Raw genomic sequence first — 20,202 nt, 5'->3', positions numbered from 1 at the left:
AAATTATCTAGGCGCTATTCAAAAGCGCGATTCAGTGTTTTTAATAAATTAGGTGCGAGCTAATTGTAGAACGCACTTGTTTTAATCATGCTTCAAGTCATCATTGCAGTCATGGCAAACATTGTGAAGGATATTGATTGCCACAACCCGCATCAGTTCATCGCTCGTTGTCATTAAAAGCCAGTTAAGCATCAATCCACTAATGCGCCAACTCGTCCTTCATAATAGGATTAAAAACGCACAACTCCAATGAACTTTTATTTCTAATATCATTGCGTTATTCACCAAACCGCAATGACGTGTCACGCAATCCTAAAACATCCTGCATATCAAATAATCCGCATTTTTGTTGGGCAATCCAATTAGCCGCCCGCGCCGCACCATTGGCAAAGTTAATACGGTGACTGGCTTTATGGGTGATTTCTATTCGCTCGCCATCCACAACAAACCAAACACTATGTTCACCCACCACATCACCGGCGCGAATCGTTTCAAACCCAATGGTGTGGCGATCACGCACACCAGTGTGTCCGTGTCGCCCATAGACTGCAACCTCAGCTAAATCACGCCCCAATGCGGTTGCAATGATGTCGCCCATTTTTAATGCCGTCCCCGAGGGCGCATCTATTTTATGCCGGTGATGCGCCTCAATAATTTCAATATCGCTTTCTTGTCCCATCACCCGAGCGGCGATGTCGAGCAATTTGAAACATAAATTGACGCCAATACTCATATTAGGCGCGGCAACGATAGCGATGTCCTGCGCGGCGCGAGCAAGTTGCTGGTGCAGATCAGGCGACAATCCCGTCGTGCCAATCACCATGCGCCGCGCTGCGTTATGGCACAGGGCAAGGTGGTGCTGCGTCGCCGCCGGGGTGGTGAAATCAATTAATACATCAAATTCTGCCACAAGATCGTGCAAATTTGCGCGTAATGGCGTCCCAATTGCGCCAATCCCCGCCAATTCACCCGCATCACAACCGAGCAAATTGCTGCCGGCCATTTCAGTCGCCACCGTCACCATTAACCCGGGCGTTTCATGGAGCGTTTTAATTAAAACCCGCCCCATCCGACCGGCCGCCCCGGCAATTGCCACGCGCACTGTCATTGATTAATCCTCATTCAAGACGTTGTGTCAGTATTCAGCCCATTTCATTGCACAAATCGCGTACCAGGCTGTTGATCGTCATCACATTATTAAATGAATAGTTGACACGATTCATCACAGTTAATGCCGCTTAATTGGCGCTTAAAACCGTTCAAAATCGCCGGCGGTAAAATCATCATGCTCTTCCATTTTAATACGCTCACGACCATTGCGTTTGCCACTCATTGCGTTACCTTTTCCATTCCCTTTGGTTGGCGGATGGGCGGCATGATGAATGGGTGCGGGCAGCCGCGGATGAACGGTTTGATTAGAATCAATTCTAAAAAAAGCCATCGTTTCTTGCAATTGCACTGCCTGTCCACTCAATTCTTCAGCCGTAGCCGCTAATTGTTCTGATGATGCAGCATTCTGTTGTGTCGCCTTATCCAATTGCCCCATCGCATCAGTAATTTGTCCAATACCGGTTGCTTGTTCACCCGATGCGGCCGTGATTTCTTCTACCAAATCTGCCGTTTTCACAATATTCGGCACCATCTTTTTTAATACTTCACCAGCCTCCTCAGCAATAGATAAACTTTGCGTCGCCAATTGGTTAATTTCCTGCGCCGTCATTCCACTATTCTCTGCCAATTTACGCACTTCCGCCGCCACGACCGTAAAGCCTTTACCATGTTCACCCGCCCGCGCCGCTTCAATTGCCGCATTTAATGCCAACAAATTGGTTTTATACGCGATCTCTTCAATCATCCCAATTTTATTCGCAATCTCTTTCATGGCCTGCACCGTGCGCGCCACCGCCTCACCACCTTGCCGCGCTTCAATTGCTGAATTACGCGCAATGGCATTAGTAGTACGCGCATTATCGGTATTTTGCTGCACCGACGAATTCAATTCTTCAATACTGGCTGTCGTGGATTCAACACTGCTTGCTTGTTCAGTCGCACCTTGACTTAATGCCTGCGCTGTCGAGCTAACTTCACTCGATGCCGATGATAAATTGTCAGCTCCCACGCGCACTTCTCCGACAATTTGCCGTAAGCGTCTCACCATGTGATTTAATGCGGTTGCCAATTGCCCAATTTCATCATGTTGGTCAATATCCAACTCTTGACTTAAATCCCCTTCGGCAATGGCTTTAGCAAACGCAACGCCGATCACAATTGGTCCGGTAATCAACGTAGACAAAATCAGCGCAATTCCAACTCCCAAAAGCGTAGCAATTACAATTGCAACTAAAATAATCCATTGGGCTTGTTGAGTTAATTGCTGGGCGGATTGGCGTGCAATATCTAACTGTTGATAACCCGCTGTTTGCGCACCCCGAGCGGCTGCAATGACTGTATCACCGTATTCTTGCATTCGTTTAAGAATTGCCGCTAATTCGGTATCATTGGCAATCCAATTCTCCGCCGCCTTGTGATATTCAACCGTTGCTGTACGCGCAATTCTAATTAAGTCATGTTCGGCTTGCGTGGTGCTGATTTTTTCCAACGCATCATATTGCGTCATCAATTGCGGCAATAAATCTTGCATCTGTTTCCAAGCAACCCGATCTTTAGCGCGAATCTCTTCTTTTTCCAAGCGAATAATCCGATTGGCTGTCATCCGAATAGCAACGGTGGCAATGTAGCGTTGCACATAGCCATCCAATTGATTGACATCGGTTGTTGATTGTTGCGCAGTGATACCATAGGTTGCTACTGCCTGATTAATCGCCGCCTGACTTTTAGTTAATACATCCGCATAGGCATTTTCTTGAATTTCCATAAACTGCTGCGCGGCATCAATCACCACGCGCCCCTTTTCATTCATCACTTGGACGCGCTGTTGATTGGTTTTTAATGCCGCAACCCCTTTGCGATATTCGTCGGCATAGCGGTTGGTTTCTTGACGGGCGGTGTGCGATTGTTTTAATAAGTCTTGATTGTTGTACGTCTGCGCTAACGTATCCACCTGATCCAAAAAATCCAGCAGTTGTTTAACCGTATTTTCGGCACGTTGATGAATTTCGTCCTGTTCTAATAACAAATAATTCTTTTCTTCTAAAATAGTTTGCAGCGCCATCCGTTCCACCCCGGTGGCATATTCCACTGCTTTGGCATTATTATCCGTAATGCCAAATAACGCCCCAGCAATCTGTCCTGTGTACAGGTGCGCCAATCCACCCAGCACGACAGTAATAATAACCAGTAATAATGCACCGAATAGAATTTTCGTTCTTACTTTAAAGTCATTGATACGCATTGCAGTCACCCGTGAAAAGAACAATCAAGTTTATCCGAACCTACAGGTTGTTTACGGCAGCGGCGGCGATTTAATGCGATAAACATGACGGTTGCCACATAGGTATTTGTCACTCATTTGGCATCATTGGCCGGTTTGACGCAATGATTTGACCACTGCACCGCAAAACACCGCACCTGTTGAGTCGCGCTCACTGCCACCACCGGCGGCTCCATTTGCGCACATTGCGGGCGCGCCAGCGGGCAGCGCGGGTGAAAATGACAGCCCGACGGCGGCGTGATCGGGGACGGCAGGTCGCCACTCAGCCGCACGGGTTGGCGACGAGCGGACGGATCAATCACCGGCACCGCGGACAGCAACGCCTGCGTGTACGGATGACGCGGCGCGGTCAGCACCTCCGCCGCCATGCCCAGTTCGACAATGCGCCCCAAATACATCACCGCCACGCGCTGCGCGAGGTAGGAAACGACGGCGAGGTTGTGCGTGATAAACAAATAACTGATGCCAAGTTGCTGCTGTAACTCCTTGAGTAGATTCAGAATTTGCGCCTGCACCGACACATCCAACGCGCTGGTCGGCTCGTCACAAATCAGCACCTGCGGCATCACCGCCAACGCCCGCGCAATGCAAATCCGCTGCCGCTGGCCACCCGAAAACTCGTGCGGGTAACGCTGTAACGCCGTCGCATCAATCCCAACTAAATCAAGCAGTTCCGTCACGCGCTGCCGCCGCCGTGCCCGCTGCGGTTCAATCCCGAGCGCCTGCAACCCTTCGCCCACGATGTCCTCGACCAGCAAACGCGGGTTCATGGCGGCGAACGGGTCTTGAAACACGATCTGCAACGCCCGCCGCTGTTGCCGCAATGCCTCACCCCGCAGTTGCGTTAACTCCACACCTGCGTAGCGCACCTGCCCGCCCGTCGGGCGCTCCAGTTGCAAAATGGCCTTACCGACGGTGGTTTTACCACAGCCCGATTCGCCCACCAGCGCCAGCGTTTCACCCGCGGCCAGCGTCAAATTCACCCCGTCCACTGCTCGCACCGCCCCAACCGTGCGCTTGAATAACCCGCGTTGAATCGGGAAATGTACTTTCAAATCAATCACTTCAAGCAGATGCGCGGGCGGCGTGATTTCGGCAACTGGCGGCGTCGTGACTACCGACGCGGGCGGCGCCGTGTCCCAGCGCGTCCAGTCAACTGCGCCGTTTTGCCACAGATGACAGCGCACCTGTTGCGCATTTTGCACCTGTTGCCAATTTGGTACGGTTGACTGACAACGCGGCTGGACGGCAAAACACCGCTCGGCAAACCGGCAGCCGCCGCTCACCTGGTCAAGCGGCGGGACGCGGCCGGGAATCGCCGCCAATTTGCCGTGCCGCTGCGCCGCCGTCGGCACACTCGCTAATAATTTGCGGCTGTACGGATGCGCCGGTGCCGCAAAAAACTGCGCACAATCAGCGACTTCTACCAGTTGCCCAGCGTACATCACCGCCAACCGATCCGCCGTTTCCGCCACGACGCCGAGGTCGTGCGTAATCAGTAACACGGCCAAGCCAGTGTCGCGCTGTAAGTCTTTGATTAACTGAAGCACTTGCGCCTGAATCGTGACATCGAGCGCGGTGGTCGGCTCGTCGGCAATCAACACCTGCGGATCACCGGCCAGCGCCATCGCAATCATCACGCGCTGTTTCATGCCGCCGGACAACTGGTGCGGGTAGTCGCGCATCCGCCGTGCTGGCGCTGAAATCCCTACTGAATCAAGCAGTTGCAACACCCGTCGTGTGACTCGCGCCGGCTGCCGATCAGCGGGTTTGGCATGAAGCCGCACCGCCTCAGCAATTTGCGCGCCAATCGTCAGCACCGGGTTGAGCGAGGTCTGCGGCTCCTGAAAAATCATCGCCAGCCGCCCGCCGCGCACCTGCCGCATCTGCGCTTCGGGCAACGCCAGCAGGTTGGTCGCCTCCAACTGCACCCGCCCACCACTGATGCGCGCTGCCGGTGGTAACAGCCGCATTAATGCCAATGCAGTCAAGGACTTACCGCAACCCGACTCGCCCAGCAACGCCAGCGTTTCGCCGCGTTGCAGGTGCAGATCAACGCCGCTGACCACCGCAATTGGCGGCTGCGCGTGGCGTTCAAAATGAATAGATAAATTTTGAACGGCGAATAGATTTTCAATGGCAAGCAGGGGCGTAGTCATCGGCGATTGCTCATTCGTGGATCAAAGGCATCGCGCACCACGTCGGCAAATAAATTGGCCGCTAATACTAATATAAACATGAATAAAAACGCGGCAGTGAGTGACCACCAAACGATGGGTTCTCGCGCTAATTCTAAACGGGCGCTGTTAATCATATTGCCCCAACTGTGCATGGTCGGATCAACCCCGATATTGACGTAGGATAATACCGCTTCGGCTAATACCAGACCACTAAAATCTAATACCAAAGTAATCATCACCAGCGGTAAAACATTGGGCAGGATGTGCCGACTTAAAATGGTGGAATGCCGCACGCCGAGCGATAGCGCCGCTTGCACATAATCGGCTTGCCGCAATTTGAGTGTTTCGCCGCGTAATAACCGACACAATCCCGTCCAACTGGTGATGCCCAGAATTAAACATAAGAATAATAATCGCAGGTCGGCGCGCTCGACCAGACTATTAAAGTCTTCCGCGTGATTGGTCATGTAAGTTTGCAGCATTAAAATGGCGGCGGCAATTAATAACACGCCGGGAATGGAGCTTAACGTGGTGTATAAATATTGAATGACATCATCTACCCACCCGCGAAAATAACCGGCCATGATGCCTAATACAATTGCGGCGGGTAACATGACTAATGTGGTCAGGGTGCCAATGACTAAACCAGTGCGAATGCCTTTTAAACTTTGATAAAACACATCACCGCCGACCTTATCGGTGCCGAGAATGTGATAATGCTGGGATAATTCAGCGGAAATAAACCCGACAATGAACAGTGCCGCACAAGTGATAAACGCAGTGCGCCAGGGGATGTCAGTGTCACCTCGCCACACGGCAGTCAGCGCGGTATTAAATGGCTGCCGCGAATGCCACGCAAATAATTGAATTACCGCTAAAACTACCAACGTCCAGGCAAATAAACCTTGAATCATGCCCAATAGTGCAGTGCGCAAAATATCGCTATTGCGGTCGTGGACTGGATCAATTAAATGCGCCCCGCCGTATTGTAAACGTGGATAAACGCGCATCACAGTGCCGTCCGCTTGCATCACAGTTTCTTTAGCCAGCGCGTGCGTGGCGAACGGCGCTGAATAGGTTTTTTCATCCCGAGTGCGCAATGAATCGCACCACAGATCGAATACAGAAACAACTTGAGTCGCGGTCGGACTGGTGCGCAGGTGAATTGAATCCAATAGCCCGATGATGAGATAACTGCTGCAAATGATGAGCGCGGCAACGGCAATGGATGAGCGCACAACATGCCGCCACGGGGCGCGTAAATGTTCACGCCGTGCGGCATAGATGCCAAAGCTAATGATGCCAATAACTAATAAAAACAGCAGCGCATCAGTGGTTAAAATCACGAGAGTCATGAGTTGGCAAGCCGAATACGCGGGTCTGCAATGGTGTAGGAAATGTCGGTTAATATTAATCCAACAATGTAGAGAACGGCGCCCAAAAATACCATTGAACGGACAATGGCAAAGTCTTGGCGGTTAATGGCATCGAGCGTATAGCTGCCGAGGCCGGGAATGCCAAAAAAGGATTCGGTTAATAATGCGCCCATAAATAACAGTGGTAAAATCGCCACCACGCCAGTTAAAATCGGAATTAACGCATTGCGGAATACATGGCGAAATAAAACCACCCATTCATGCACGCCTTTAGCGCGGGCGGTGCGGACGTAATCGCGCTCGATTTCTTCTAAAAAGAAGGTGCGATATAAACGGACGCCGCTGCCAATGCCGGCCACCACGCCAATGAGAATGGGCAATACTAAAAACTTAATGGCATTTAATCCGGTGTCATAGCCGGAGATTGGCACGAGGTGTAATAATTTGCCCATCACGAATTGACCGGCGATGATGTAAAATAAACCTGAAATAGAGAGCAGCACGACCAAGACTGCAACGCTCATTAGATCAATCACTGTGGCGCGAAATAAGACAATTAGTAATGCTAAACTGATATTGACCATTAAACCAATGACCAATGATGGCGCGGCAATCGCAAAACTTGGCCATAAGCGTTGGCTGATGTCATAACCAATATCCCGGCCGCTGTCCGATAAACCGAAATCAAACACAAATAATTTAGCCGACTTTTGAAAGAAAATAGTATCGGTGACAGTCTCAATACCCGAGGCGCTGGCATTGTATAATAACGGCAAATGATAGCCGTGTTCTGCTTTCCAATTGTCTATTGCCGTCTGCGTCACCCGCTTATCGCCCAATTGCATCCGTGCCATATCATCGGGTGAATTCAGCACGAAAAACAGCATGAAAGTTAGTACATTAACGCCAATTAAAATGGGCAGCGCTTGCCAAATACGGCGGATTAAATAAGCAGTCATTGGTAGGCACTCCGCCGCTCGCGGTGGCGAATGATGAAGATGACCGGCAGTAATAACCCGCCCAATAAAATTGCGAATACCCCGAGCGGCCACAGAATGGGTTGATTCCACCGTGTGCGCAATTGGTCACGCTGAATCGGATCAACGCGGCGATATTTGAGTGTATTATTGGCCATCAAATTAGGTTTCACATTATGCAGCCAAGCGTGATTAAGACTATAGGATTGCGGGAAAAAACCGAATGCCCAGGGTGCATCATGGCGCAAAATAGCAATCATTTGGTCAATCATTGCCTGCCGCGCCGGGCTATCATCCATGTCTTTCATTTGTTCAAATAAGCGGTCGAATTCGGGGTTGTGATAATTCGCCGCATTCTCGCCGCCAGTTTGTTTGCGATTCGGCCCATATAATAAAAAGAAAAAGTTTTCGGGATCGGGATAATCGGCATTCCAACCCCACATAAATATTTGCGCACTGCCATCGCGCATTTTTTCTTGAAAGCGATTATAATCCGTTGCGCGAATGACCAATTCAATGCCGAGTTTGGCAAATTGTTTGCGCATCCAATTCAATTGCGCTTTGCTATCGGGGCCGCTATCCATTGCTTCATAATACAACGTTAATGCCTTGTGCGTCGTTGGATCCTGACCATTGGCATACCCCGCTTGGGTGAGTAATTGCTGCGCCTCTATTAAACTACGCCGCCGAGCGTGACCCTGTTCCCAAGTATAAACAGCGGTATTAACGCCCGCTTCACCAGCGCGATAACCGAAAATACTGGGTGGAATAGGGCTGTGCGCAATCATGCCGCGACCATTAGCAAAAATGGCAATGTATTCTTCAAAATCAATCGCAATCGCGAGGGCTTGACGTAATAAACGGGCGCGCTCTGACGTGCCACCAACGACTGGATCCCGCCAATTAAATCCCAAATACCAAATCGAGGTATTGACGGCGGTGGTTAATTGAATACCTTGCTGGGTTAATTCGGGACTGAGGGCCGCGCTGCCGTCGTTATCGAATTGAATGGCGCGATCAAACGCATCAGACGAGACGCCGGAACTGTCATAATACCCCTGTAAAAATTTGGTCCAATACGGGATGGTTTCTTTTTCTAAACTATACACCGCTTGGTCAATAAAGGGCAGGCGTTGGCCGGCATCAGTTAATAATCCAGCCGCCCGATCTTCATCTGATCCGCTGGTGGGGTAATGCTCGGCATGATAATGAGGATTGCGGGTTAAAACCATGCGCAAATTGGGATTGTTTTCACTGAGAAAAAAGGGCCCCGTGCCAATGGGATACCAATCTAAAGTGAGGTTTTTATTTGCCATGCCGGGTTGGTCATAAAAGGCTTCGGCTTCCCAGGGCATAGGTGCGAAAAAGGGCATGGCTAACCAGAATAAAAATTGTGGATAACGCCCGTTGATACGAATGCGATAACTGTAGCGATCAATCACTTCGGCGCCGCGAAATGGGAGTGAACGTAAATCAAAAAACGGGCGGTTGCCGTCAATTGCCGGCGGCGCGGCGGCGGTAATGTGCGCAGTTAAATCGGCAAAGTCAACGATGCGTTCAGTTAATAATCCAGCAATGGGCGAATGACGCCAGGGCGTGGCCAGGCGTTTTATTTGATAGACATAATCTTCCGCTGTTAATTCGCGGGTGCCAGTGGCGGGAAAATCTGTTAAGGTTTTAATATCGGTCAATTGCGCGGGGGTGAGGTGATGATAACGATAATTGCCCGTCGCATCTTGCGCAAAGGCCGGGTGGGGTTGATACTGAATGCCCGGGCGAATGCGAATGACGTATTCACTGCTGGCAATTTGATCGGTCGGGGCGGCGGCTGATAACGATTCACCTTTGGCATTGAAATAGCGCGGCACGGGTAATGAGTCGGCAGTGAGTGGCTCTAATTGATACGGGCGGTGTAAAAAATGATATTGCAGCGGCGGTTCATAAATCTGTGCAATGAAGGCGTATTCATCTGCGCTATAAGAGCGCGCCGGGTCAAGATGCGCCGGTTGTTCACTAAAGGCGCTGTCAATGCGATTAGACTGCGCGTGTTCGGGTGGATAGGGATTATTCCAGGCGGTGTTCAATTCGCAGCCGCTCAATACCAGTAATAAAACGGTGAATGATAAAGCGGCGGGAAGCGACCGGGGCGCGTGCATTGTTTTAATTGCGGCAGATGCGGTAGGGTGAGGCGGCGAGTTCATGGCAATATAATCGCACCGTTGCGCTGTAATTGCCACTGGCAAATGCCGCAATGAAGTTGCGATTGATCTGATTTAAAATAAACGTAAAAACAATAGGATAGCATGATGGGCTTTTTAACTGATAAACGGTTTTTGGTTACCGGCGTTGCGAGTAATCGTTCGATTGCGTGGGGGATTGCGCAGGCGTTGCACCAGCAGGGGGCGGAGTTGACGTTGACGTATCAGGGCGACAAGTTGCGCGGGCGGGTGGAGGAATTGGCGGGACAATGCGGTGCGGCGGGGGTGTTGCCGCTGGATGTTGGCAGTGATGCGCAGATTACCGCGTGTTTTGACGCGCTCGGGCAGCAGTGGGATGGGCTGGATGGGATTATTCACGCCGTCGCGTTTGCCCCGCGTGAGGAATTGGAGGGCGATTATTTGAATGCGGTGACGCGGCAGGGGTTTGCGTTGGCACATGACATTAGTTCCTACAGTTTTGCCGCGCTGGCGAAGGCGGGACGTGACCTGATGCGCGGGCGTAAGGCGGCGTTGTTGACGGTGACGTACCTCGGAGCGCTGCGGGCGGTGCCGAATTACAACGCGATGGGCGTGGCGAAGGCGAGTTTGGAGGCGAATGTGCGTTACATGGCGGCGGCGCTCGGGCCGGAGGGGATTCGGGTGAATGCTGTGTCGGCGGGGCCAATTCGCACGTTGGCGGCGTCGGGGATTAGTGATTTTCGCTCGATGTTAAAACAAGCCGAAGATCGCGCGCCATTGCGGCGGAATGTGAGTATTGATGATGTGGGCAATGCGGCGGCGTTTTTGTGTTCGGATTTAGCGGCCGGCATTACCGGTGATGTGCTGTATGTTGATGCGGGATTTCATATTACGATTTAATGTGATTTGGTAATTCAATTGATCGTTCCGCCGCGCTGTGGTGAGAACGATCAATCAATTGGGGGGATAAATGCCATGCTAAAGGTGACTTGCCCGGCGTTTCCATTGCAGATTACGCCTTAATCATCTGTTCCCACGCGCTTAGGTGAAAATATTTATTTTATTCGCTATTAACCCGTCATGGCTGGCGCAGTTTGGGTAAATCGGCTAACACCAGCGTGGGGGTAATGCCGAAATGATGCACTGAGATTTGATACAGCACCGATAAGGGTGCGGCTAATAAAATAAACAGACACAAAACACGAAATAAATCTAAGCGGCGACGGGGGCGAGGTTTTTTAATTATCAATTTCACTGTGCTATCCAATTCTTCAGGTGTATGACCGACCGCCGCCATCCGACAATCTAGCCAGTGCCGCAACCGACGGGCGGTGACGGTCATGGTTTATAAATGCGTATGAACAGGCATTCTAACCGAAATGCGGTTGCAGTATCGGGATGGAATTGCCAAGACGCGGCGCCGCGGTGACGTGATGATCGTGCAGAGTTAGCAGACTTGGCTTATGCTGGAGGCGGCGCGTCACAGGCTGTATCGGGCGCACTGGTTCTTCCCCATCACGCCTTCACGGAGCCTGTCTTATGCGATCCGCTCGACCGCTTTACGCGGCATTCATCTTTTTCGTCGCACTGGCTGCGAATCTCCCGCACCTCCTCTCCCCCGCACACGCCACCAGCAGTCGCAATTGGCCGACCCCGCCGGTCAGTTTGGACAAGCAGCGGGTGCAAATCTCCGACTCGGCCACGGGTACGACGGCTGACCATCGCAAGTTCGAGGCATTAAAACAGCCATTCACTTCGGGGCCGGAAGTGACCAAAGCCTGCTTGAGTTGTCACACCGAAACCGGTCATCAATTCATGCGCAACATTCATTGGACGTGGGATTATGTCAATCCTAAAACCGGTCAACAATTGGGCAAACGGTATTTAATCAATAACTTTTGCACCAATTCACGCGGCAATGAAGGCATGTGCGCACAATGCCACGCCGGCTATGGCTGGAAAGATGAGAACTTTGATTTCACCAATCAAAACAACATTGATTGTTTAGTCTGTCATGACAGCACCGGCACCTATTATAAAACGCCGAATAGTAATGGCAGCGCGGCCTGCTCGGTGATGTTTGAAGGATTGGCGCCAATTGATTGGAAAAAGGTGGCGCAGCATGTTGAATTACCAAAACGTGCTAATTGCGGCACCTGTCATTTTCAGGGCGGCGGCGGCGATAATGTCAAACACGGCGATCTGTCCACCGCGCTGACCAATCCGCCGCGTGAATTAGACGTTCACATGTCACCCGAGGGCGAGAATTTCGCCTGCACCGCCTGCCACATCACCCGCGAGCATGTTTGGGCGGGCAGCCGCTACGACATTGATCCCCGCGATACCGAAGGCGTCGGCAAGCCCGGGCAGCGCCGCGACGTGGCCAGTTGCGAATCCTGTCACGGTCTCGAACCGCACCCGAGCAACTCAATTGCCGCCATTAAACTCAACGATCACGTCTCCTCGGTGGCGTGTCAAACCTGCCACATCCCGACCTTTGCACGCGGCGGCGTGGCGACCATGATTGATTGGGATTGGCGCACGGCGGGTAAAACGCGCAATGGCGAGGGCTATCACGAACACGGTTATATTCAAGGCAATGGTGAACATCGCTATGTGTATAAATCAATTAAAGGCAATTTCACCTATGATGAAAACCTCGTGCCGCTGTATGCGTGGTTTGATGGACAAATGCAATACACCACGATTGACACGCGCTTTGATTTGAATAAACAACCAATTGCAATTAATAGCTTTACCGGTTCACGCTACGACGGCCGCTCGCGGATTTGGCCATTCAAACGAATGCACACTTGGCAGCCGGCCGATATTGGTTATGGCACGCTGGTTTATAATCACCTGTGGGGCGAGGACAGCGATTCGTATTGGGGCAATTATGATATGAGCAAATCCATTGCGCATGGCATGAAAGCCTTTAATCTGCCGTATTCGGGGCAATTCGGGTTTATTGAAACCTACTCTTATTGGCCAATTACGCACATGGTGGCGCCGAAAGAACAGGCATTAAAATGCAGCGCCTGTCATCAAAAAGACAGTCGCTTAGCCGGCGTCAGCGGGATTTATTTACCCGGCCGCGACGGCAATCATTGGTTAGATGTTTTCGCCATTGTTGCATTAGTCAGCGCCGCCACCGGTATTACCGGTCATAGTTTATTGCGCAAATTTGGTCATCAAGGAGAACCGCACGCATGATTTCCCGTTTTGTATTGATTTACACCCGCTTTGAACGCTTTTGGCATTGGATGCAAATGGCGTTAATTTTCATGCTGATGTTCACCGGCTTTGCTATTCACGGTATTCACCATTGGGTGAGTTTCAGTACCGCCGTGACACTGCATACTATTTGCGCGTTATTGCTGATCTTATTGTGGATTTTCGCCATCTTTTGGCACTTCACCACCGGGACATGGAAACATTACATCCCGACGCGCAATGGCATCATTAAGGTAGCGCGGTTTTATTTTTACGGCATTTTCAAAGGCGAGCGTCACCCGTACCGCAAAGCCTATTGGCGCAAACATAATCCATTGCAGGCGCTGGCGTATTTGAGTCTCAAATTGATGTTATTTCCCGTGATTTGGGTTTCAGGGCTATTGTATTTGCTCTACTTTGTATGGCGCGATCATCCGCAAGCGGCGGATTGGCTATACGGCATTGCAATGATTCACACCGGCGCGGCCTATGCGTTATTAGTATTCGTGGTGGTGCATGTGTATATGTTGACCACCGGGCATTCATTTGTTGAACATCTGCGCCCGATGTTTAATGGCTTTGATGAAATCGAACTCAGTGCTGAAGAGGAGGCGTATCTATTGCGTGATCAACCCAGTCATATTCGTAGCGTGTGATGAGTTAACTCCCCGTTTGCAATAGCGAATGACCGCCTTTTGAAAAGAAAGGCAGGGCTGTTAAATGCTGATTAACCGCTCTGCCTTTGAAAAGGTGGATTAAGAATAAACCGCTTTGCCATTTATCTGCCCTGGCGGTGCACAATGCCGACACCGTGTTTGCCGGTGGTGATGATTTCAGGAATTACGCAGTTGGACTCTAAGTGTTTGATTTTCCAAGAGTCGGGTTGCTTACGATATACAGCGCCATTGATAAGAAAATCAATTACTTATACTCTAAACTGCGTCACTTTTGGCGTTAATCAAAAACTTAACAGCCCCGTTTTTGAAAAAGACGCTCGTGCAGCGAGTGGGGATTTAATACCCAATTCTGACCGTTTATTTAATTAGGTTTAATTGCATGGCATTAGGAATCACCGCGCAGGAATACCGCCGCCGCCGCCGCGAAGTCATTAATCAACTCGGCAGCGACAGCGTCTTAATTCTACCCGCTGCCCATGAAATGATCCGCAACCGGGATGTCACCTATCCATTCCGCCAAGACAGCGATTTTATTTGGCTAACCGGGTTTCCCGAACCCGACGCCATTGCCGTCATTACCCCCGGCCAACGCGGCGCTGAATACACCTTATTTTGCCGCCCGCGTGATCCCGAACGCGAACGCTGGGATGGAGAACGCATTGGAATTGATGGGGCAGTTGCGCAATATCAAGCCGATGTTGCCTATTCACTCGCCGAATTAGAACAAAAGATTCCTGACTTGTTGTCTAATCGCCGGCGCGTGTTTTATCCACTCGCTGTTAATGCAGAATTTGATGCGCAAATCATGCAATGGCTGCGCGTAGTACGCAATAAAGCCCGAGGTGGAATCACTGCACCGAGTGAATGCGTCTCATCAGATCGTATCCTGCACGAATTGCGACTCATTAAAAGCCCGGCTGAATTAACTTTAATGCGGCGGGCGGCTAAAATCTCCGCTCTTGCCCATCGCACGTTAATGACCACCTGCCAACCCGGCAGCACTGAAGCGGTATTAGAAACAGCATTTATTTGCACCTGCGCCCAACACGGCGCCCGCCATCAAGCCTATTCACCCATCGTCGCCGGCGGTGAACGTGCCTGCATTCTGCATTCGGTCAGTAATGATGCACCATTGCACGATGGGGATTTAGTGTTAATTGATGCCGGCGCCGAATTCAATGGTTACGCATCCGATATTACCCGCACCTTTCCCGTCAATGGGCGCTTTAATTTTGCGCAGTGTCAATTATACGAATTGGTCTTAAATGCCCAAGCCGCCGCGCTTGCTTGCGCGATTCCCGGACAGTATTGGAATGCCCCGCATGAGGCGGCCGTCAAGGTATTAACACGCGGATTAGTGAAATTGGGTTTATTGGCTGGACAGAGCAAAGATGTGCCGCGTTTAATTAAAGAAGAGCAATACAAACCCTTTTACATGCACCGCACCGGGCATTGGTTAGGATTGGATGTGCATGATGTCGGTGATTACAAACCGAATCAACAGTGGCGACAATTCACGCCGGGCATGGTTTTGACTATTGAACCGGGGCTTTATATTGCACCCGATGCTGACGTGCCAATGGAGTATCGCGGCATTGGCATTCGGATTGAAGATGACGTGTTAATTACCGCCGGCGGTAATGAAATCCTATCGCGTGAGGTGCCAAAAGAGGTCGCCGCAATTGAGACGTTAATGGCACAACGGCGGAATCATAAAGTGAAATAAATTATTGAATAGCATTAATTTTCTGCTGAATTTTATAAAATTTAAATGATCCGCATTTATTATTTAATGTGATCGTCAATATGATATTTTTCAAATACTCTGAAAATCTCAGTACAAAATTGTTTTAAATTATCATCCTGATTTGCTGTTGCCAACTCATCCAAGCGAATAAACATTCGTTTCCCTAGTTCCGTTTGCTGATAATTTTTCTTTCTCAGGTTATGTTCAGCACACAGCGTTTGTCCATTTAAAATACTCGCCTCGCCACCTTTATTCTTCGGTTTAATGTGGTCAGCATGGATTTCAACACCCTCAGCATAACCGCGTCCACAAATAACACAACGATAATGATCGCGTTCAAAAATAGCTTTTCTTTGTTCGTCAGTAAAGTTCTCTAGCTGGTTATTTACAATATAATTGGGATCATAACGGTATATTCCTTTGCTAACTTTGATTAAAAAACCCTCTTCATGAAGATGACGAATGCTCCGCCATGGGTCTCGCGGCGGGTTATCATGTTCAAGCAGCCACTGTTCTGTAACCCAATCCACAACGGGCCCATGTTCACAATCTTGGAATGGATGATTTTTAAAGTATGTAATGAGTAAGTCTTTAATAGATTGTGTCATTCCGTATCCTCAAGCACCAAACAATTCTGACGAGTGCAATCTAACAACCGTTGTTTGCTGAGTTCGCAATAACTGCTATCAATTTCAATGCCAATTGCTTGGCGTTGATGCAGTGCCGCTGCAATTATCGTCGAACCACTCCCACTAAATGGGTCTAATATCGTATCCCCCACAAAACTAAATAACTTAATACAGCGTTTCGGTAATTCAAGTGGAAATGGCGCCGGGTGACCAATACGCTTTTTGCTTTCACCATTAAAACTCCATAACCCATTTGTCCAATCCATAAACTCAATTTTATTAATATCCGAGATGCGACTCCCGCTCGTTTTTTTCCAATCATGTTTATACAACACGACAATTAATTCCACCGGGGCAATAACAAAGGGCGCCGACGCACTCAACCACGACCCCCACGCAGTGCGCCGTGAAATATTGCCTTCATTCCAAATAATGGTAGAGTGGTATTGAAAACCAATCTGTTTGGCAATTGTGGTGATGTCAGCCCCAATACTTTGCTGCCCCCCTTTGTTTTTATCCAGCGGAATATTTAAACACAAACGTCCATCGTCTTTTAACCAATGAAAACATCTGGTCAACCATGCTTGAGAAAATTCTAAATATTCAGCGTAAGATAAATCATCTTTATTAGAATTATACTGAATATCAACATTGTACGGCGGGGAAGTCACTATTAGATCAATGCTATGATTCTCAATTACATTCGTCGCCAGTATATTACCTTTAATAAGTGTCACAGAATCATTTTGAAAATAAATACTAGCGTCTGACATCATTTTATTTGGGAGTTTAAGCAATTGCGCTTGCGTAAAATGTGTTGAGCTAAAAAGCACACCAATAAACTTGCCGCGAGTGATACGGTGTGCAAGCGCACCGCATCCTACAATTTGAGCGACAAATCTACAATTGCACAGCCCCTACTTATATTTGACGAACAATGGCAGATTCAATTAATGTCAAAAAATCTTGCTCATCACGAATGCTTGCTATTTCATTAGAACTGACGGTATAGCCATAGGGTTGTGCAATGGCTTCATAGCGTGGCACCCGCGAATGAAATAAACGGGGAAATACCCAGCGGGTGAAAGCATTAGGATCAATATCTGCAACGTATTCTAACTGTTCCAGTTGTAAATACTCTTTAACCGCTGTTTTTAAGAATGCCGGGCGAAAATACAATGGTTTGGGATCCGCTTGGGCGCGCTGAATTAATTTAATTTCATCTTCTTCAGGAACGCGAATGTATAAAATCAGCGTGTGTTGTGCTAATAAATCAATCACCGACGGCTCATCCAATTCACATAAACTTCCACCAACATCATTAACAAAATGGCGATACCCATAAATCAGACGCGCCTTGTCAATAAACTCCGGCACGTCACGCATTGCACGAATTTCCGCATCGCGGTATAGCGCCTGGCGACGACTAAATTCCGTTAAACTCATTCCACCGAGGTCAGGATCGCCCAACTGTCCAATAAAACTTAAGACTGGACCTAAATCATCAACTTTAATGTTGTTAGTAATAGCAATCCAATCACGACGCAATAAGGTGCGCAAAAAAGGGACGCACATGGCCTGCGTTTTAATTAAATCTAAAATCGGTTCGTCTAAATACCGCGTACCAATGCGGTAATCACCTGAATAATGAAACCAATCGTGACTGCGCAAAATACCCGATAAATACGTTTTACCAACGCCGGACATGCCTAACAATGTAATGCTGCGATTGTGCCAATGACGAAATTCTTCAGCGGTAAATTTCAAAACGCGGCTCCTTAGAATTAACAATAAATAATAAAGTGAATAGATGCTAAATGTTTACATGCGCTATAAAAACATATTGAATTATCCGCCGCTTGCTTGTTTTACTGTTTCTAAATTTTCCCACTGTTGATACAGCGTATTTAATTCCACTTCCAGTGCCAATAAGCGAGCGTGAATTCCGGCGACTTCGTTGCCAGCTTGCCGATACAGCCCCGGTTCTAATAATCGTTGCCGTAATAGGCTCTGCTCTTGTTCTAATAATTCAATCTGCGCTGGAAGCGCCGCCAATTCACGTTGCTGCTTAAAAGTTAATTTAACGGGTGCAGATGTTGTTGAACGCGTTGTCACTGCGGGTCGTATTGGCGCCAATAATGATGGCGATGGTGGACGCTGCCGCAACCAATCAGTATAACCGCCGACGTATTCATTAACGCGCCCTTGCCCTTCTAATACCAAAGTTGTCGTCACTAAATGATCGAGGAATTCACGATCGTGACTCACTAATAATAATGTGCCATCAAATTGGTGCAATAACTCTTCCAGTAACTCTAATGTTTCACTATCTAAATCGTTGGTCGGTTCATCTAATACTAATACATTGGCGGGTAATGAAAACAGTTTAGCTAATAGTAAACGATTACGTTCACCGCCAGATAATGCCATGACGGGTTGACGAGCGCGCTCTGGTGTAAATAAAAAGTCTTTTAAGTAGGATAGGACATGTTGACTACGCCCGGCAATTTCGATTCGGTCGCGTCCACCGGCCAAGTTATCGCACACATTGGCAGTTGGGTTTAATTGGGCGCGTAATTGGTCAAAATAAGCGATTTGCAAATTGCTGCCGCGTTTCAATTCGCCCTGCGTTGGCGTTAATTCACCGAGCAGCAGTTTTAATAACGTGGTTTTGCCCGCGCCATTCGCGCCAATAATCCCAACGCGATCACCGCGCATAATGATGGTATTTAAATTGGTAATGAGTGGGGGTTGATCGGCTGACCAATTAAACTGTACCGCTTGCGCTTCAATTACTAATCGCCCGCTGCGCTCGCTACTATCCAATCGCATTCGCGCTGTACCCAATTGTTGCCGCTGCGCTGCCCGTTCACGTCGCATCATTTCTAATGCGCGCACCCGCCCTTCATTACGAGTGCGCCGCGCTTGAATCCCTTGCCGAATCCAGATTTCTTCGGTCGCTAATTGCTGTTCAAACCGCGCTCGATTCATTGCTTCTGCATGTAAGCGTTCTTCACGACGGCGAGTAAAATTCGTGTAATCTCCCGGCCAATCGGTGAGTTGACCGCGATCTAATTCTAAAATACGGGTGGCTAATCGGCGTAAAAAACGGCGGTCATGTGTAATAAATAAAAGTGTGCCATGATAGTTTAATAAAAACTCCTCTAACCAATCAATCGTATCAATATCAAGATGATTAGTTGGTTCATCAAGCAGCAATACATCAGGATCACGAATCAATGCGCGGGCTAATAATACGCGGCGCCGCAAGCCGCCCGACAATGCGTAATAACGCGCATCCGCATCCAATCCCAAACGACTAATCACCCGCTCGGCACGTTGTTCAATTTCCCAGCCACCGTGGCTTTCTAATTGTTGACCAATAACTGCCAATTGCGTTAGTTCAGCATCCGTTGCTGCCGTACTCAGTTGATGACTAAGCCGGTAGTAATCACTAATTAATGTGCTTAATTCACCCAATCCTGCCGCGACTAAATCAAGTACCCGCTGATCATTATTTAAAGCAATATTAATTTCAGCTTCCTGTTCTAAACGTGCCAGACGCAATCCCGACGTGGCATGTATTGTACCGCTATCGGGCGGTAATTCGCCGGCAATGAGTTTCAATAAGGTAGATTTACCAACGCCATTACGCCCAATTAGGCAAATGCGCTCACCGCGTTCAAGGTCTAGATTAATGGCATCGAGCAATGGAGCGCCACCGTAGCCTAAGGTAACACCGCGTAATGACAAAACAGGCATATTAATAATGACCTAAAAGGCAGGGCAATTCAATGTTGTTCATCAACGATAAAAATAATTGGCAAATGCACTG

Annotated in this window: 15 protein-coding genes; 4 read left to right on the top strand and 11 right to left on the bottom strand. The window is 49.0% G+C overall.

All coding sequences use genetic code 11. The annotated features are described in order from the left end of the window. Positions 1-277: 277 nt before the first annotated feature. From dapB to HUK38_RS04365, 6 genes are all read right to left on the bottom strand, one after another. Entirely contained in the window at positions 278-1,108 is an 831-nt protein-coding gene (gene dapB, locus HUK38_RS04390) for a 4-hydroxy-tetrahydrodipicolinate reductase (RefSeq protein ID WP_182582856.1), read from the bottom strand. Between the two features lie 141 nt (positions 1,109-1,249). Continuing rightward, positions 1,250-3,352, bottom strand: coding sequence for a methyl-accepting chemotaxis protein (locus tag HUK38_RS15055; RefSeq protein WP_182582854.1), 2,103 nt, complete (start codon positions 3,350-3,352; stop codon positions 1,250-1,252). A 113-nt stretch (positions 3,353-3,465) separates the two neighbouring features. Further along, the gene (locus tag HUK38_RS04380) at positions 3,466-5,550 is read right to left on the bottom strand and encodes an ABC transporter ATP-binding protein (RefSeq protein WP_182582852.1); all 2,085 of its coding nucleotides are present in this window, start codon (positions 5,548-5,550) and stop codon (positions 3,466-3,468) included. Beyond that, positions 5,547-6,926 (bottom strand): ABC transporter permease, encoded by a 1,380-nt coding sequence (locus HUK38_RS04375; protein ID WP_182582850.1) that lies wholly within the window; start codon positions 6,924-6,926, stop codon positions 5,547-5,549. Before HUK38_RS04375 ends, HUK38_RS04380 begins: the two co-directional genes overlap by 4 nt. After that, on the bottom strand, positions 6,923-7,906 hold the full coding sequence (locus HUK38_RS04370; RefSeq protein WP_182582848.1) for an ABC transporter permease: 984 nt from the start codon (positions 7,904-7,906) through the stop codon (positions 6,923-6,925). Before HUK38_RS04370 ends, HUK38_RS04375 begins: the two co-directional genes overlap by 4 nt. Then, entirely contained in the window at positions 7,903-10,080 is a 2,178-nt protein-coding gene (locus tag HUK38_RS04365; RefSeq protein ID WP_182583060.1) for an ABC transporter substrate-binding protein, read from the bottom strand. Before HUK38_RS04365 ends, HUK38_RS04370 begins: the two co-directional genes overlap by 4 nt. A 150-nt stretch (positions 10,081-10,230) precedes the next feature. Between HUK38_RS04365 and HUK38_RS04360 the strand changes: the two genes are divergently transcribed. Beyond that, positions 10,231-11,001: an enoyl-ACP reductase FabI gene (locus HUK38_RS04360; protein ID WP_182582846.1), complete on the top strand. Its 771-nt coding sequence runs from the start codon at positions 10,231-10,233 to the stop codon at positions 10,999-11,001. Between the two features lie 178 nt (positions 11,002-11,179). Here HUK38_RS04360 and HUK38_RS04355 read toward each other — a convergent pair whose 3' ends face one another. Then, on the bottom strand, positions 11,180-11,443 hold the full coding sequence (locus tag HUK38_RS04355; RefSeq protein WP_182582844.1) for a hypothetical protein: 264 nt from the start codon (positions 11,441-11,443) through the stop codon (positions 11,180-11,182). Between the two features lie 197 nt (positions 11,444-11,640). Between HUK38_RS04355 and HUK38_RS04350 the strand changes: the two genes are divergently transcribed. The 3 genes from HUK38_RS04350 (at position 11,641) to HUK38_RS04340 (ending at position 15,717) form a co-directional block, all read left to right on the top strand. Next, the gene (locus tag HUK38_RS04350; protein ID WP_182582842.1) at positions 11,641-13,314 is read left to right on the top strand and encodes a tetrathionate reductase family octaheme c-type cytochrome; all 1,674 of its coding nucleotides are present in this window, start codon (positions 11,641-11,643) and stop codon (positions 13,312-13,314) included. Next, positions 13,311-13,970: a cytochrome b/b6 domain-containing protein gene (locus HUK38_RS04345; RefSeq protein ID WP_182582840.1), complete on the top strand. Its 660-nt coding sequence runs from the start codon at positions 13,311-13,313 to the stop codon at positions 13,968-13,970. The genes HUK38_RS04350 and HUK38_RS04345 overlap by 4 nt, the downstream gene beginning before the upstream one ends. 400 nt (positions 13,971-14,370) lie before the next feature. Then, entirely contained in the window at positions 14,371-15,717 is a 1,347-nt protein-coding gene (locus HUK38_RS04340) for an aminopeptidase P N-terminal domain-containing protein (protein WP_194365891.1), read from the top strand. A 59-nt stretch (positions 15,718-15,776) separates the two neighbouring features. Here the strand turns inward: HUK38_RS04340 and HUK38_RS04335 are convergent, their stop codons facing one another. The 4 genes from HUK38_RS04335 to HUK38_RS04320 all read right to left on the bottom strand — a co-directional run bounded on the left by HUK38_RS04335 (position 15,777) and on the right by HUK38_RS04320 (position 20,129). After that, positions 15,777-16,346, bottom strand: a complete 570-nt coding sequence (locus HUK38_RS04335) for an HNH endonuclease (protein WP_182582838.1) — start codon at positions 16,344-16,346, stop codon at positions 15,777-15,779. Beyond that, positions 16,343-17,038, bottom strand: a complete 696-nt coding sequence (locus HUK38_RS04330; RefSeq protein WP_202985510.1) for a DNA methyltransferase — start codon at positions 17,036-17,038, stop codon at positions 16,343-16,345. The genes HUK38_RS04335 and HUK38_RS04330 overlap by 4 nt, the downstream gene beginning before the upstream one ends. Before the next feature lie 250 nt (positions 17,039-17,288). Next, the gene (locus HUK38_RS04325) at positions 17,289-18,134 is read right to left on the bottom strand and encodes an ATPase (protein WP_182582833.1); all 846 of its coding nucleotides are present in this window, start codon (positions 18,132-18,134) and stop codon (positions 17,289-17,291) included. 81 nt (positions 18,135-18,215) lie between these two features. Continuing rightward, entirely contained in the window at positions 18,216-20,129 is a 1,914-nt protein-coding gene (locus HUK38_RS04320; RefSeq protein ID WP_182582831.1) for an ATP-binding cassette domain-containing protein, read from the bottom strand. Positions 20,130-20,202 lie beyond the last annotated feature (73 nt).

Origin of the sequence: Thiospirillum jenense (assembly GCF_014145225.1) — a bacterium.
GTDB classification, from domain to species: domain Bacteria; phylum Pseudomonadota; class Gammaproteobacteria; order Chromatiales; family Chromatiaceae; genus Thiospirillum; species Thiospirillum jenense.
The sequence above is the reverse complement of the archived record's forward strand: the minus strand, read 5'-3'. Positions and strand labels throughout refer to the sequence as shown.

Excerpts from the sequence above, each read along its gene's own strand:
- dapB (WP_182582856.1), bottom strand. The coding sequence starts at position 1,108 with ATGACAGTGCGCGTGGCAATTGCCGGGGCGGCCGGTCGGATGGGGCGG.
- HUK38_RS15055 (WP_182582854.1), bottom strand. The coding sequence starts at position 3,352 with ATGCGTATCAATGACTTTAAAGTAAGAACGAAAATTCTATTCGGTGCA.
- HUK38_RS04380 (WP_182582852.1), bottom strand. The coding sequence starts at position 5,550 with ATGACTACGCCCCTGCTTGCCATTGAAAATCTATTCGCCGTTCAAAAT.
- HUK38_RS04375 (WP_182582850.1), bottom strand. The coding sequence starts at position 6,926 with ATGACTCTCGTGATTTTAACCACTGATGCGCTGCTGTTTTTATTAGTT.
- HUK38_RS04370 (WP_182582848.1), bottom strand. The coding sequence starts at position 7,906 with ATGACTGCTTATTTAATCCGCCGTATTTGGCAAGCGCTGCCCATTTTA.
- HUK38_RS04365 (WP_182583060.1), bottom strand. The coding sequence starts at position 10,080 with ATGCACGCGCCCCGGTCGCTTCCCGCCGCTTTATCATTCACCGTTTTA.
- HUK38_RS04360 (WP_182582846.1), top strand. The coding sequence starts at position 10,231 with ATGGGCTTTTTAACTGATAAACGGTTTTTGGTTACCGGCGTTGCGAGT.
- HUK38_RS04355 (WP_182582844.1), bottom strand. The coding sequence starts at position 11,443 with ATGACCGTCACCGCCCGTCGGTTGCGGCACTGGCTAGATTGTCGGATG.
- HUK38_RS04350 (WP_182582842.1), top strand. The coding sequence starts at position 11,641 with ATGCGATCCGCTCGACCGCTTTACGCGGCATTCATCTTTTTCGTCGCA.
- HUK38_RS04345 (WP_182582840.1), top strand. The coding sequence starts at position 13,311 with ATGATTTCCCGTTTTGTATTGATTTACACCCGCTTTGAACGCTTTTGG.
- HUK38_RS04340 (WP_194365891.1), top strand. The coding sequence starts at position 14,371 with ATGGCATTAGGAATCACCGCGCAGGAATACCGCCGCCGCCGCCGCGAA.
- HUK38_RS04335 (WP_182582838.1), bottom strand. The coding sequence starts at position 16,346 with ATGACACAATCTATTAAAGACTTACTCATTACATACTTTAAAAATCAT.
- HUK38_RS04320 (WP_182582831.1), bottom strand. The coding sequence starts at position 20,129 with ATGCCTGTTTTGTCATTACGCGGTGTTACCTTAGGCTACGGTGGCGCT.